The organism is Bathymodiolus japonicus methanotrophic gill symbiont, from assembly GCF_019721995.1.
Lineage (GTDB): Bacteria > Pseudomonadota > Gammaproteobacteria > Methylococcales > Methylomonadaceae > Methyloprofundus.
On record NZ_BLYC01000028.1, the window covers coordinates 1 to 12,863 of the forward strand.

Below are 12,863 nucleotides of genomic sequence, written 5' to 3' on the forward strand. Positions count from 1 at the left end.
CGTATTTATTTAAATGAATATGGTTCAATTAGAGCGTTAATAGAAGATGTTGATGACTATATTGAGTTTTATAATCATCAACGGTTTCATGAAACCCTGGACTATAAAAAACCAATGAATGTATATAGAGAAAGTATTTTAGCTAATGAACAGCAGAATGAAGCGGCTTAGGAATATGGAATAAGGATTGTTGAAAAATCTGTCTTGACTCTTTGGGGTGATATAGGCTAAAATTTTATCTTGACAGGCGCGCCTGAAGTATGGTGTAAATAGTTTGTCTCGTAACACCAAAATGTTTTGCTATATCAGATTTCAATGCACCGCCGTTGAACATCGTTATTGCCATTTCCTTTTGTTGTTCATCAAGAGCTGAGGGCCTTCCTCCAATTCTTCCTTTTTTTCTAGCCGCCTCTAAGCCGGCTTTTACTCTATCTTTAATTAATGAGCGTTCGAATTCTGCAAGTGAGCCAAATATATTAAAAACAAGTTTGCCTGTGCTTGTAGTCGTGTCTATTGATTCAGTTAATGAAGTGAAACCGATTCCTTTATTTTCAAGATCATTTATAACTTCAAGTAAGTGTTGTAATGATCTTCCTAACCTGTCTAGTTTCCAGACAACCAGCGTATCAGCTTTCCTTAAAGACTTTAAACATTGTTCAAGTTCGGGTCTGTCTTTTTTACTTCCTGACGCTTTTTCCTTATAAATTATTTCGCAACCAGCTGCATTAAGCGCGTCTATTTGTAGTGATGTATCTTGAAATGTTGTTGAAACCCGGACGTAACCTATTTTCATTTGTTTACTTCTTTAACATGGGGTTTTATTAACGATAACACATGATATGTTTTTTAACAGCCTTTTTTAACTCTATTTGCGAAGAATCAGGGCGACTTGAAGGTGATTATTGGTGCGGATGGTGATGTAAAAAATACACTTGTTTTTTTTACATCGCCATCAGTGCATCTACCCCCACTCTCCTCTAGTGAGTGTCGAATTGTTAGGATTGCCAAGGGGATGCGTGGTTAAAGAATGAATAAACTAGGTGCGGTGGCAAATGGTACGTATCACCAGTCAAGAATATTGTTGAATGATAAAAGGAAATAAATAGTCTTAGCGTAGCTATCTCGATAACCTCTACGACTCTATCGAGAGCGGTCCACGAATCTTTGAAGCATACTTTATGTATTCCCCCTGTAACTACTCAGCGTAAATAATTAAAAAAGTTCTTGACATGGTTTTAGCCTGGTTTTTGTGATTTTTAGTGAACTGCCCAACAGTCGATTAATCCACGCTTTATTGCTTCTATCGCTATAGTCATCACAAAATGTCCCCTTAAACATCTACGACCTCGAAGAACTTTTTTATTCGCCTTACAATCGCTTAAAACAAGGAAAACTCGGTATTTAAAACCCAATTGCTTAATATAACATGGCTTTTTATGCGGCTTTATTTCATGCGTCAGGGCTAACAAAGCGGTGGTTATCTTTTCGTTTTGATTCTGGAAACTGGTGATTGTAATAGTCAATAAGCCAGATATGTTTACTCCTAATTGAAGGGTTGTCACTTAATTCATCGGGAATTACTTTACATATTGCTTTCCAACTATCATCAGCATTACCATTTTTCATATAGTTTATGAAATACAACCCATCACTCTCGAGTATCAAGTGCTCGTTTTTTGACAGCTCACTAGCAGGGTAAACTAAATCTATTAACTCTTTGCTAATTATAACTCTTGGAGTTAATGCAATGGTAGATTCAATCTTATAAGCATCAATCATTCCATTGCTAAACAAGAAATCTTCAGTTGAAAAATGTTTTCCGTATGAGGCACCACCACGGCATAATATTCCATCATTAAGCAAATCATATTGGTAGTTTGAAATAACGTCTACGACCTTTTTGTAGTTCTCTTGGCTATATGGTATAGCCAGCACGACGGAATCAGAGAACTGTGTTATTTCTAGGCCAATTATTGTCTTTTTCAGCTCTTTAGTTTTAAGGTGAATTGTATATAAAACTTTAATGTAACGATGTTCTTTTTTTGGTCTTTCGCAATCATGTTGTACCATTGCCGAAAACCCTAATAAATCTATAAAAGCGACTATATATTCCTTGAGTTCAATAGCCATTACTTAATTAAGTCCAAATTCGTTGCTATTTCTGATATAGATTGGCGGTATGTTGCCATCCTTTCTTGGGCTCCTTCCCAAGGAGCACCACTCCAAGCTTTACCATTAGAGGCTGAAATAATTTTTGTGTCATTTTGTGATATATCAAACATGGCTTTACCACACTCTTGCATTATTGGAATTAACCCTTCAAAGTCACGAATTTTTGATACAACAATTTTATCTTTAGCCAATCCGCTTGTAATATCTTTTTCATCAGTATTAAATTCACTAATTGAAGGAAGTAATGAGGATGATACTTTTTCTGGGATACGCTCCATCCACATTTGATAAGTTGCTTTTGGCTTACCACCTCTAATTTTAAAATTTTGAAGAATTACACCTAGAAATTGTGGCAGCCCATGCCGAATAGGTAGTTTTAACTCATAAAAATCATTATATATTTGAGAATGATCTTGCATCCATTTTTTAATTATTGTCGATAATGTTCCAATTGCTTGCACATTAAATCGATCAGGTGCTGTTGGTACAAAGTACCCATCACATATCAAAAAGCATGACCTTGTTAATGCTCCTGAACTTGGGCCTACATCGATAAGAATATAGTCAATTTTATTTTCAGCACCATATCTTGTTAAGATATCCCCCATCGCTACGTATGTTCGTTTTTCATGGGTTTTATTGGAAAATCTTTGTATATGAGCTTCTGCCAAAGAATCTTCTATAATACTTAAATTAACATCACCTTTGAGTAATTCAAGCCCTTCAGCTATTTTAATTGTCTTTACACTTTCGATAGATATTTCAGATATATCACCATCTATTCTGGGTTTTAGTAAATCTAATAGACTGCTTCCTTCAATTTCTGTTTCACTTCCTGTCCTTTCCTTTTCATCAAGATCAGCAATTATGGGAGACATCATTAACTCTGTTAAGTTTGATTGGGGATCAGCATCTACCGCTAAAACTTTTTTTCCATTTTGTGCCAAAAAATGAGCAAGATTGAAGGTCGTTGTTGTTTTTGACACACCACCTTTGTGGTTATATAGAGTTACAATTTTTGTCATACCGAAGTCATCCTTTATTTGTTAGCTTTTTAGTTTGAATTCACCATCGCTGAAAATCAGGGAAACGGAGCTAAAGCGAAGTGATGATTTTTAGTCCGTGGTAGGCGACAGGGCAATTCGCCAATCCGAAGGGTTCTGTCGCAAAAATTATCAAAAAGCGTAGTCCTCCTGCTCTTCAGACATAACTATCCTGCTAAAGCCATAAACTACTTATAAGCAGGAATATTTTCCTCAGATAATTGCCCCTTTCGGATGATATGTGCCGTTTCAATTCCATCAATTGTTGCTTGGGCGGAGTGAAACGCTTTAAAGCCCATCAACTATTTTTTGCTTTTTTTCTTTTAAGAAATCAATATATATATATATACAATGAGATATAAAACCTTTGTCATTTACGTTGTTTTTATTTTTGTTTTTTTATATTTGTATATAATGCATTTATAGCTGAGAATATTCCACTTAAGATATTGTTTTTAATAAGGTTTTAAGGGTTTAAGGTTTTGATTTTTTTGGTTTTTTTTCTTTTGTTTTTAAGATATATATCTCTACTGCTAACGTGATATGCGGATACGAAACATCAGGTCTCTTTCTTTTAGGCCACCTCCTTACACACAAGTCCTAAAATACGCCTTTTAGCTTTCTGGCCATTTGAATACCATATACGCAGTCCTGAATCCTCTGAAAACCGATCCAAATACTTTTCGCACCAGGGTCACCATCTGATTTACGCCCTAAAAAACCACCCAATGTCGCTAAATTTCTTAACACGGCATTCAGTGTAGGCACTTTTTTGGGTATCTTTTTGTCCAATAAACCATAAGATGATTTCCATTCTAAAGGATCAAAGATTAATTCAGCAGGCAAGTCAGGACAGATGCGACCTAAGCGCATAAGATACATCACCCGCCAAGCAATAACCATGGCCATGACTAAGGCTTTTTCAATGCGCTCTTTACTGGATAATTGAAGCTTTTCAACCTTGCAGCCCACTTTCAAAATATCAAAAAACATTTCTATTTCCCAGCGACAGCGATACCAGTCAATCAACTCACAGGCTTGATCTTCACTTTCTACCCTTCGATTGCTTAATAAGCGCCATATGAGCGGTGACTTCCCTTTAGGCGGGTTGATTTCTTTTGCCTGAACCAAAGTTACTTCAATACCTTCTTTCCCTTTTACGGGGAAAGTGCAGCGTAACACTTTAATTTCTTGCTGAACTTGTCGCGATTTTTCGCCTTTTTTTCGTGGCTTAATAAAACTAACGCGACTCATAACCTCTTGCTTATCGACGCTATCCCACAGTGTTTCATCCGCTGATAATTTACGGTTATGCCTGGCTCTTACTAGCCAGTCAGCAGGCGTATTTAACGCCTTACTTCTCTGCATAAGACTTAAAATATCACCTTCTCTATCGGCCACATAAACGAGCCGACTTTTAGGGCAACGTTCGGCCATTTCAGCGACACGTTCATAACCTTCTATCCAGCGATCACTTTCTTTTATCGTGGGATTATTTTGATCTTCTGCTTTGCTTTTTCCTCTTGCCCACATCCACGCATCACTAACCCCTAAAGGGAGCCGGTCTGGTGTAATGCAGAGTGTCGGATGCAAGTACATGCCTCTTTGGGCATCGTAAGATAAGCGACCTAAATCCTCAGTTTCTTGTCCATTAAAATCTAATTCTGTCGTATCTTGTAAGCATAAAATAACGGGCTCTTCACTGACTATAATGCGCTGTTCAACTTGATCTGTATGGGCGACTAACAACTTTTCCCATGTCACATTTTCATTTGCATAAAATCGATAAGTCGCTTGTGTTTCAGCCCAGCCTTGGCAAGCCTGAGGAATGCTTAGTTTAGGCGCTTTTACAAAAGTTTCTATCAATTTAACTGCTCTTTTATTAAGCCGTGAATCACCTAAATCTAAATTACAAAATTCCATTTCTGCCCAAGTCTCAGTCATCGTTACTAAAATAATGAGATTTTACACTCTTATATCAGACTTGTGTGTAAGGAGATGCTTTTAGGCTAAGAGTTAACCTTCGGTTTTTTAGTTGTTCAAGTACTAGCTTCATCATAGGAAGCTATACTACATTTTTGATATAAGCAATGATGGGTAAGTTTCTTTTAAAGAGTAGACGCCTCAACTACGCAAAAAACCCCCTAAACAACGTAAGTGATAATTGGTTTATATCTCATTGTATATATATCTGGTAGTGGGTTAAACCTGTGTTTAGCATGAGAGCAATAGAATAAGAAAGTGATTTATTGCATAATTCCCTCATGAAATATTATCAAGAAATCACCTGCCCTAACTGTACTAATTCCAACCTGATGAAATCAGGTAGTAGCGATCGTGGTGTGCAGCGATATCGTTGCCAGACCACAGCTTGCTCAACCAACACCTTCATGTTGGAATATTGTTATAAAGCATGTGAATTTGGAACCAAAGAACACGTTGTCGAAATGGCTATCAATAGTAGTGGCACTCGAGACACGGCTAGGGTTCTTAAAATCAATAAAAATACGGTGACTCGTACTTTAAAAAACAAAGAAAACAGTCTTGTTCAAGTGAACCCTCTTTTTCAGACCTTTGATCAAGGGAAACCATTGGAAGTCAGACTAGAACAGGTCTGCTGTGATGAAGCCGAAATGGATGAACAGTGGTCTTTTGTAGGAAATAAAAGCAATCAACGCTGGCTATGGCATGCTGTTGATCATAAAACCAACACGGTACTCGCTTATGTTTTTGGCAAGCGTAAGGACATTGTTTTCAAAGAATTAAAAGCGTTACTTTTGCCTTTAAATATCAGTCGTTATTACACCGATGACTGGGGCGCTTATGAACGTCATCTCGATGCTGAGAAACATGAAATAGGTAAGAAAAACACCCAAAAAATTGAACGTAAAAACTTGAATTTTAGAGCATGGATAAAACGATTAACTCGTCGAACAATCTGCTTCTCTAAGTTAGAGAAAATGCATGATATTGTGATTGGTCTGTTAATAAATAAGGTGGAATTTGGCAGGGATATTCATGCAAAAACACAGATTTAACCCACTACCATATATCTATTGATTTCTTAAGAAAAAAAACCAAAAAAAATCAAAACCCTAAACCTTTAAAACCTTATTAAAAACAACCCATTAAATGGATTGTCTTTAACTATAAATGTATTTTAGACAAGCTATAGAGGGTATAGATTAAGTTTTCTTCTAAAGCCTTCTCCTTATTAATTTGTTTTGTTTTTTCTTAAGAAATCAATATATATATATATATACAATTAGATATAAACCCTTTGTCATTTACGTTGTTTTGCTTTTTGTTTTTTTTATATTTGTATATAATGCATTTATAGTTGAGAATATTCCACTTAAGATATTGTTTTCAATAAGGTTTTAGGGTTTAGGGTTTTGATTTTTCAGGCGCGCCATGCTACCTCACGAAATTCCGGGACTCCTGTCGCCATAATTCGTTCACCTACGCAGCGAATAGGAGATGCCCTGAACGCCCTGCGTCCGCAACGACTACGCACAAAAGCCGCTTCGTCATTACTACCTCACTGGCTGGACGGCTATTCGGAATGCAATTCTTGCTCCTCTCGCGTGCTGCTAGCACACGTCGAATCAGCGAATTGCCCTGTCGCCTATCAGGGACTAAAAATCACCACTTCGCTAAGCTCCGTTTCCATGATTTTCAGCGTTGGTTTTTTTTCTTAAGAAATCAATGAATATAAATTACTTATCATTTACGTTGTTAGGTAAAGCCATTCGTTACACTATTAACCAGTGGGGTAGCTTGATCCGCTATATTGATGACGGTAATATACAAATTGATAATAATGCAGCTGAACGGCATATCAAACCGTTTGTGATTGGACGTAAAAACTGGCTGTTTAACCAGACACCACGCAGTGCAAATGCCAGCGCACTACTTTACAGTCTTGTGCAAACAGCCGTTGCTAATAACCTGGAACCTTTTGATTACCTGAAAGTAACTACTCAGCGTAAATAATTAAAAAAGTTCTTGACATGGTTTTAGCCTGGTTTTTGTGATTTTTAGTGAACTGCCCAACAGTCGATTAATCCACGCTTTATGGTTCTGTCGCAATAATTATCAAAAGCACAGACCTCCTGGTCTTCAGGCATAACTATCCTGCTAAAGCCATAAACTGCTTATAAGCAGGAATATTTTCCTCAGACAATTGCCCCTTTCGGATCATATGTGCTGTTTCAATTCCATCAATGGTTGCTTGAGCGGAGTGAAACGCTTTAAAGCACATCATTGGCTTTGTTATTTTTTTGATAAATCGATGATCCTGTTCGATGATGTTATTCAAATATTTAACCTGTAATATGTCGATCATAGTGGCAAACCCAGCGAGGATTAACAAGAGGTTAATATTGGCTAATCCTGCATAGTTAGCGCCACTTTTATCCATAACGACCTTATCAGGAAAGCCATTATTGTTAATCGTTTGTTTGAAAAATTCGGTTGCAGCCTCTTCATCACGGTACTCAGAAAGCATGAAATCAAGCGTATCCCCGTGACTATCAACAGCTCGGTATAAATAGGTCCACTGACCCTTAACTTTGATATACGTTTCATCCATGCGCCACGATTTATTGGTTTCTCGTTTCTGAGATTTAGCTTTCACAGCAATGGCAGGAGAATAACGGATAACCCAACGATTGAGCGTAGCATGATCCACCGCTGAAAATCCTGGAAACGGAGCTTTAGCGAAGTGAAGATTTTTAGTCCGCGATAGCCGTAGGGCCGTTGTTTTGTCGGAGTCTGAGCGTTAGCGAAGGTGGAGACAGAATAAAAGGCCATCCGACACGGCGTCAAGTCATTTGGAGCCTATGTTCCGACCCCTTGTTGGGTCGGGACGAGGTGACGAGGACGAATCGGGGCCGCCGGAGGCATAAGTGGTCGCGTTAAGTTTTTGCTGCTTGCTTGGGCTGGGATGCCCAAAACAAGCTTTCGCAAAAATAGCGACTCCCCGATTCAACACCTCTTTCTTCCATAATTTCTTCTAGGTCGCGATACGAAACGCCATACCTGACATAAAAGAAAACAGCATAAAGAATGACATCTTTTTGAAAGTGAGTGCCTTTGAAGCTGAGCATATGATCTACCTTTTATTGAAATTGAGAATTATGATAGCAGATAACGTCGGAAAGGGGGATTTATGCGACAGAACCGTAATTGCTCACATGCGGCATTTACCACGGCTTGTATTACCTTGGGTTTGCGTTCCATAGTTTCACCTGATTTATGTAGTATGGAGTAGTAGTAATATTACTACAAACTACTACTTAAACAATAAAAGATATACAGATAGCTATATAAATATACTACTAACAATTAAGCTATCCGTTTACTTTAGATAGCTATCCTGCTACTCTCTTAATAAGATAGCTTAATAGCTATCTATCTTTATTTGATAGCGTTCTAGCTATCTATATATCTTTTATTATTTAGGAGTTTAAAAAATGACTACAATTGTTTTTGCATCCTCGAAAGGAGGGGCAGGGAAGACAACCGCCGCCGTTGTTTTAACTGGGGAGCTTGCCAGACTTGGGGCAAGTAAAAATATTAAAGTGACATTAATAGACGCAGACCCGAATCAGCATAGCGCGGAATGGGCTTTAAAAGATGGATGCCCCGCTAATATTGCTTTAAAAAGCTCTGATGAAGATACTTTGTTAGATGATATAGAACAAGCACAAGAGCAAAGCGGCTTTGTGGTTGTTGATCTTGAGGGGACGGCTAATATAAGCGTTACCCATGCCATTCATTGCGCTGATTTGGTTGTTTTACCGTGTCAGGGTTCGCATTATGACGCTAAAGAAGTGGTTAAAACTATTAAGTTGATTAGATCACAAAGTAAAATTGCGCGGCGTAATATTCCTTTTTCTATCTTAATGACCAGAACAAACCCAGCCATACAGCCGCGAGGATTAAAGGATATATTAAGCAAATTCGATCAAGCGGGATTTGATATTTTTAAATGTAGCCTGATTGAGCGCGAGGCGTTCCGCGCTATTATTTCTTTTGGTGGTATTGTGAATGATTTAGATAAAAAGCAAGTGTCAGGAATTGAAAAAGCCGCGCAAAATGCCTTTGCTTATGCTCATGAGGTAATCAATAAAATTAAGGGCTACAATCAGGATGAAGAAAAAAGGAGTGCTAAACATGGGTAAAGAAAGAACAGGGCTAGGGATAGAGGAAATAGACCCAGAGGATACTTTAGACCTTGAGGAAGTTATAAGCAGCTCTAAAGGACATTCACGAAGCAATGCAAGTGAGGCAGAAATTAAAACCGCATCCGAAAAAGCAGGATTTACCAGTAGACAGCCCAGATCAAAAAGGGTACGGCCTAAGTCACCTTATACGGTACAAAGCAATTTAAAAACGCGGGCAGGGGTTAAGGAATTATTTCAAGAGATAGGCGCAAGGCTGGAAATTTTCGATCAAGAAACTTTTGAAAGGGCTTTAGTTGCCTTACTTGAAAAAGAGAAAATGAAGGACTTAGAAAAAGAATTTAGGGGGCTTATCAAATGACCGTAATTAAGAAAAAATCAGTTAAAAAGGCGGTTAAAAACCCCCCAAGTAAGGCCATTAAAAGTCTTCAATATGATTTGTTTTCTCAATTTTTAGCTAAGGATGAAAGCAAGGTTTCCAACACGGTTGAATATTGGGAACGTATCCCTAAATATTTTCTGTCAGCGCAGGAGCAAAATAAGCTTAGAACGACGGAAGGACTAGCACAGCTCTATAGTTATGAATATAAAGTAAAAGATAAGCACGGTAATATTTTACCTTATTCAATTGATATTCAACCCGCTTTAATTAAGCAGTCTGATGGAAAAGGAAAGGCATTTTTCCCAACTAAAGCCGAGGAAATTATAGAGGAAGTTTTAAAAAAAATATTCACTGAGCAAAATCTAGGGGTGCATGACCCTAGAAAGGTTGAAAGCTGGGTGAAATTCAGTTACTCGATGATTCGCCGAGAATTGAAAAATAAAGGCTGTGAGCGGAAATATTCACAGATTAAGCATAGCCTTGAAGTAATGAGCAAATGCGTTTTAACAGTCTATGAGGATGGAAAAGAAATTTATATAGGTTCTATTTTACAAGATTATTGCAGTGTGGATAGGGCGGAATATTTAGCCGATACAGAGGCGTTACACGTTGCTAGATTTCCTATTTTTATTTCCCATGCAGTTAATACCTTACAAGCAAGACAGTTTAATTATGCGCGTTTTTTGGGCTGTGAGGAACAGCTTACACGATGGATTTATAAACGGCTGATAAATCGTTTTGTAAATGCTAATTATATGAATACTTATCATTTTTTATATTCGGATATGAAGCAAGCAAGCGGTCTTTTGCGATTAAAAGATGAAAAAGACAATAGAAAAAAAGTTTTATCTTCATTGGAAGAGCTTAAAGAAAAAGGGGTGATTTTGACCTATGAAACAGAGGAACGAAAAGAAGGGCGCAAGATAGCAGAGGTTAAATATACTTTGACCGCACATTCTGAATTTATAGCCGAACAAAAAGCCGCTAATAAACGCGAAAATTTACAGGCGGTTGAAGCAAAAAAACAAGGTTTACTTGTGGATAAGTCAAGCCCAAGGTAGGGGCATAACCTCCCGGTTAAGCCAAATAAGTAGGGGCATAACCTCCCAGTAAGTAGGGGCATAACCTCCCAGTTAACAAAATAGCCACTATTATGACAAAAAATACGTGTTTTTATGTCTAGCAAGTAGGGGCATAACCTCCCAGTTAGCCAAAAAAGTAGGGGCATAACCTCCCGCAAGTAGGGGCATAACCTCCCAGTTAGCCAAAAAAGTAGGGGCATAACCTCCCAGTTAAGCCAAAGGTAGGGGCATAACCTCCCAGTTAAAACAGAAAAAACAACTTAATACCTTAATAAATAAAGGTTTTTTGTATTGTCAAAAATCCCTATTCTTTTCTTATATTATTCTTTAAATACTTATTCTTGTATTTTCCCTTTGTGGATAACTTCAACCTTCCTTAATTTTCCCCCTCTATCATCGTTCTAAAAATATCCAAAAAAACAGCAAGCGATTTTAAAAGGTTTTGAATAGGGTTGCTAATCTCTTGTGTATGTTTGTACATTTAAGCGATAAAAACGCACCAGCGGGCAACCTCAAGCGATTACGGCCTATATTTTCATGCTTTCAAAGGGAAAAAGCTCAAGAGCCAGTTAATTAGGCCGAAAATGAAACTTTCGTTTTATCTATTAAAAAAACAAAATAAATTCTTTAGATCTTAATTTTTTCTTTTCTAATCAGATGTATTTTTTCCTGACTGAAAGAATAATATTTTTATGAAAGCGCATGTTTTCGGTTTTCCCCTGTTTTCGTAAATAAGCGGCTCTTTCTTCAATATTCAATCGCTGTCAGCCCCGGACGGGCTGATAGTCTCCAGAAGGCGCAGGGAAATTTGCCAATCCGAAGTGCGCGATAGCGCGCGAGGGAGGCTAAAATTTTATCCCGAATAGCCGTAGAGCCATTTCAGGCGCGCCATGCTACCTCACGAAATTCCGGGACTCCTGTCGCCATAATTCGTTCACCTACGCAGCGGATGGGAGATGCCCTGAACGCCCTGCGTCCGCAACGACTACGCACAAAAGCCGCTTCGTCATTACTACCTCACTGGCTGGACGGCTATTCGGAATGCAATTCTTGCTCCTCTCGCGTGCTGTTAGCACACGTCGAATCAGCGAATTGCCCTGTCGCCTATCAGGGACTAAAAATCACCACTTCGCTAAGCTCCGTTTCCATGATTTTCAGCGGTGGGATTACCGTCCAGTATTTCAAATTCTGCTTGCATCTTTACAAGGGGGTAAAGTCTCCCCATGATGCCTAGTGCAACCTCAATTGTAAGCGGTTTCTTATGGCCTGTTATCAATGAATACCAAAGCCCCGCTCGGTAAATTGCCAGATTTTCCGCTTTTTCCTTATCTGGAAAATGTGCCGTGTAAGCTTGACGGGCGCAGCGCATTAAAAAAGGGGCAATCTTCTTTTTTTCCATTGCCTGAAAAAGAACAGGCTTTAATCTAGTTCTGTCGCATAAATCCCCCTTCCCGACGTTATCTGCTATCATAATTCTCAATTTCAATAAAAGGTGGATCACATGCTCAGCTTCAAAGGCATTCACTTTCCACAGGCGCGCCATGCTACCTCACGAAATTCCGGGACTCCTGTCGCCATAATTCGTTCACCTACGCAGCGGATGGGAGATGCCCTGAACGCCCTGCGTCCGCAACGACTACGCACAAAAGCCGCTTCGTCATTACTACCTCACTGGCTGGACGGCTATTCGGAAGGCAATTCTTGCTCCTCTCGCGTGCTGCTAGCACACGTCGAATCAGCGAATTGCCCTGTCGACTATCAGGGACTAAAAATCACCACTTCGCTAAGCTCCGTTTCCATGATTTTCAGCGGATGATGGTCTTTAAAGCGTTTCACTCCGCCCAAGCAACAATTGATGGGATTGAAACGGCACATATCATCCGAAAGGGGCAATTGTCTGAGGAAAATATTCTTGCTTATAAGAAGTTTATGGCTTTAGCAGGATAGTTATGCCTGAAGACCAGGAGGTCTGTGCTTTGGATAATTATTGCGACAG

Annotated in this window: 17 protein-coding genes and 4 pseudogenes; 11 read left to right on the forward strand and 10 right to left on the reverse strand. The window is 38.6% G+C overall.

The features are described 5' to 3' along the window. Positions 1-27 precede the first annotated feature (27 nt). Entirely contained in the window at positions 28-171 is a 144-nt protein-coding gene (locus K6984_RS22590) for an IS3 family transposase (RefSeq protein ID WP_476693195.1), read from the forward strand. A gap of 64 nt (positions 172-235) precedes the next feature. Here the strand turns inward: K6984_RS22590 and K6984_RS22595 are convergent, their stop codons facing one another. The 5 genes and pseudogenes from K6984_RS22595 to K6984_RS22615 all read right to left on the reverse strand — a co-directional run bounded on the left by K6984_RS22595 (position 236) and on the right by K6984_RS22615 (position 5,159). Beyond that, positions 236-793 carry a recombinase family protein gene (locus K6984_RS22595; protein ID WP_221897540.1) on the reverse strand — a complete coding sequence of 186 codons (558 nt, stop codon included), beginning with the start codon at positions 791-793 and terminating at the stop codon, positions 236-238. A gap of 656 nt (positions 794-1,449) precedes the next feature. Then, entirely contained in the window at positions 1,450-2,130 is a 681-nt protein-coding gene (locus K6984_RS22600) for a hypothetical protein (protein ID WP_221897285.1), read from the reverse strand. Continuing rightward, entirely contained in the window at positions 2,130-3,197 is a 1,068-nt protein-coding gene (locus K6984_RS22605; protein ID WP_221897541.1) for a ParA family protein, read from the reverse strand. Before K6984_RS22605 ends, K6984_RS22600 begins: the two co-directional genes overlap by 1 nt. Positions 3,198-3,403: 206 nt before the next feature. Continuing rightward, positions 3,404-3,517, reverse strand: a pseudogene (locus K6984_RS22610) (IS6 family transposase); the annotation flags it as partial. Positions 3,518-3,815: 298 nt separating this feature from the next. Next, positions 3,816-5,159, reverse strand: a complete 1,344-nt coding sequence (locus K6984_RS22615; RefSeq protein ID WP_420831625.1) for an IS4 family transposase — start codon at positions 5,157-5,159, stop codon at positions 3,816-3,818. 320 nt (positions 5,160-5,479) lie between these two features. On the opposite strand from K6984_RS22615, the gene K6984_RS22620 reads away from it, so the two are divergent. The 3 genes and pseudogenes from K6984_RS22620 to K6984_RS22630 all read left to right on the forward strand — a co-directional run. Further along, positions 5,480-6,253: an IS1 family transposase gene (locus K6984_RS22620; RefSeq protein ID WP_221894694.1), complete on the forward strand. Its 774-nt coding sequence runs from the start codon at positions 5,480-5,482 to the stop codon at positions 6,251-6,253. Positions 6,254-6,610: 357 nt separating this feature from the next. Then, positions 6,611-6,916, forward strand: a complete 306-nt coding sequence (locus K6984_RS22625; RefSeq protein ID WP_221897542.1) for a hypothetical protein — start codon at positions 6,611-6,613, stop codon at positions 6,914-6,916. Positions 6,917-6,953: 37 nt separating this feature from the next. Continuing rightward, positions 6,954-7,211, forward strand: a pseudogene (locus tag K6984_RS22630) (IS66 family transposase); the annotation flags it as partial. 136 nt (positions 7,212-7,347) lie between these two features. On the opposite strand, the pseudogene K6984_RS22635 reads toward K6984_RS22630, so the two are convergent. The 4 genes and pseudogenes from K6984_RS22635 to K6984_RS36970 form a co-directional block, all read right to left on the reverse strand. Next, positions 7,348-7,908 (reverse strand): annotated as a pseudogene (locus tag K6984_RS22635) (IS6 family transposase); the annotation flags it as partial. Further along, the gene (locus tag K6984_RS22640) at positions 7,851-8,030 is read right to left on the reverse strand and encodes a hypothetical protein (protein WP_221897544.1); all 180 of its coding nucleotides are present in this window, start codon (positions 8,028-8,030) and stop codon (positions 7,851-7,853) included. The gene K6984_RS22640 and the pseudogene K6984_RS22635, both read right to left, overlap by 58 nt. A gap of 27 nt (positions 8,031-8,057) precedes the next feature. Beyond that, on the reverse strand, positions 8,058-8,186 hold the full coding sequence (locus K6984_RS34580) for a hypothetical protein (RefSeq protein ID WP_263458596.1): 129 nt from the start codon (positions 8,184-8,186) through the stop codon (positions 8,058-8,060). Beyond that, positions 8,135-8,326 carry a hypothetical protein gene (locus K6984_RS36970; RefSeq protein ID WP_476693196.1) on the reverse strand — a complete coding sequence of 64 codons (192 nt, stop codon included), beginning with the start codon at positions 8,324-8,326 and terminating at the stop codon, positions 8,135-8,137. Before K6984_RS36970 ends, K6984_RS34580 begins: the two co-directional genes overlap by 52 nt. Positions 8,327-8,692: 366 nt before the next feature. Here K6984_RS36970 and K6984_RS22650 point away from each other — a divergent pair, with 366 nt between their 5' ends. The 5 genes from K6984_RS22650 (at position 8,693) to K6984_RS22670 (ending at position 12,295) form a co-directional block, all read left to right on the forward strand. After that, complete coding sequence (locus K6984_RS22650) at positions 8,693-9,403, forward strand: ParA family protein (RefSeq protein ID WP_221897545.1); 711 nt, start codon at positions 8,693-8,695, stop codon at positions 9,401-9,403. Continuing rightward, entirely contained in the window at positions 9,396-9,764 is a 369-nt protein-coding gene (locus tag K6984_RS22655) for a hypothetical protein (protein WP_221897546.1), read from the forward strand. Before K6984_RS22650 ends, K6984_RS22655 begins: the two co-directional genes overlap by 8 nt. Further along, complete coding sequence (locus K6984_RS22660; protein WP_221897547.1) at positions 9,761-10,846, forward strand: hypothetical protein; 1,086 nt, start codon at positions 9,761-9,763, stop codon at positions 10,844-10,846. Before K6984_RS22655 ends, K6984_RS22660 begins: the two co-directional genes overlap by 4 nt. Before the next feature lie 970 nt (positions 10,847-11,816). Beyond that, positions 11,817-12,101: a hypothetical protein gene (locus K6984_RS22665; protein WP_221897548.1), complete on the forward strand. Its 285-nt coding sequence runs from the start codon at positions 11,817-11,819 to the stop codon at positions 12,099-12,101. 41 nt (positions 12,102-12,142) lie between these two features. Continuing rightward, positions 12,143-12,295, forward strand: a complete 153-nt coding sequence (locus K6984_RS22670; protein WP_221897549.1) for a hypothetical protein — start codon at positions 12,143-12,145, stop codon at positions 12,293-12,295. 93 nt (positions 12,296-12,388) lie between these two features. On the opposite strand, the gene K6984_RS34585 is transcribed toward K6984_RS22670, so the two are convergent. After that, positions 12,389-12,511: a hypothetical protein gene (locus tag K6984_RS34585; protein WP_263458841.1), complete on the reverse strand. Its 123-nt coding sequence runs from the start codon at positions 12,509-12,511 to the stop codon at positions 12,389-12,391. On the opposite strand from K6984_RS34585, the gene K6984_RS22675 reads away from it, so the two are divergent. Together K6984_RS22675 and K6984_RS22680 are read left to right on the forward strand one after the other, a co-directional pair. Further along, the gene (locus K6984_RS22675) at positions 12,468-12,683 is read left to right on the forward strand and encodes a hypothetical protein (RefSeq protein ID WP_221897550.1); all 216 of its coding nucleotides are present in this window, start codon (positions 12,468-12,470) and stop codon (positions 12,681-12,683) included. The two genes, K6984_RS34585 and K6984_RS22675, sit on opposite strands and share 44 nt — an antisense overlap. After that, positions 12,680-12,814 (forward strand): annotated as a pseudogene (locus K6984_RS22680) (IS6 family transposase); the annotation flags it as partial. The gene K6984_RS22675 and the pseudogene K6984_RS22680, both read left to right, overlap by 4 nt. Positions 12,815-12,863: the final 49 nt, after the last annotated feature.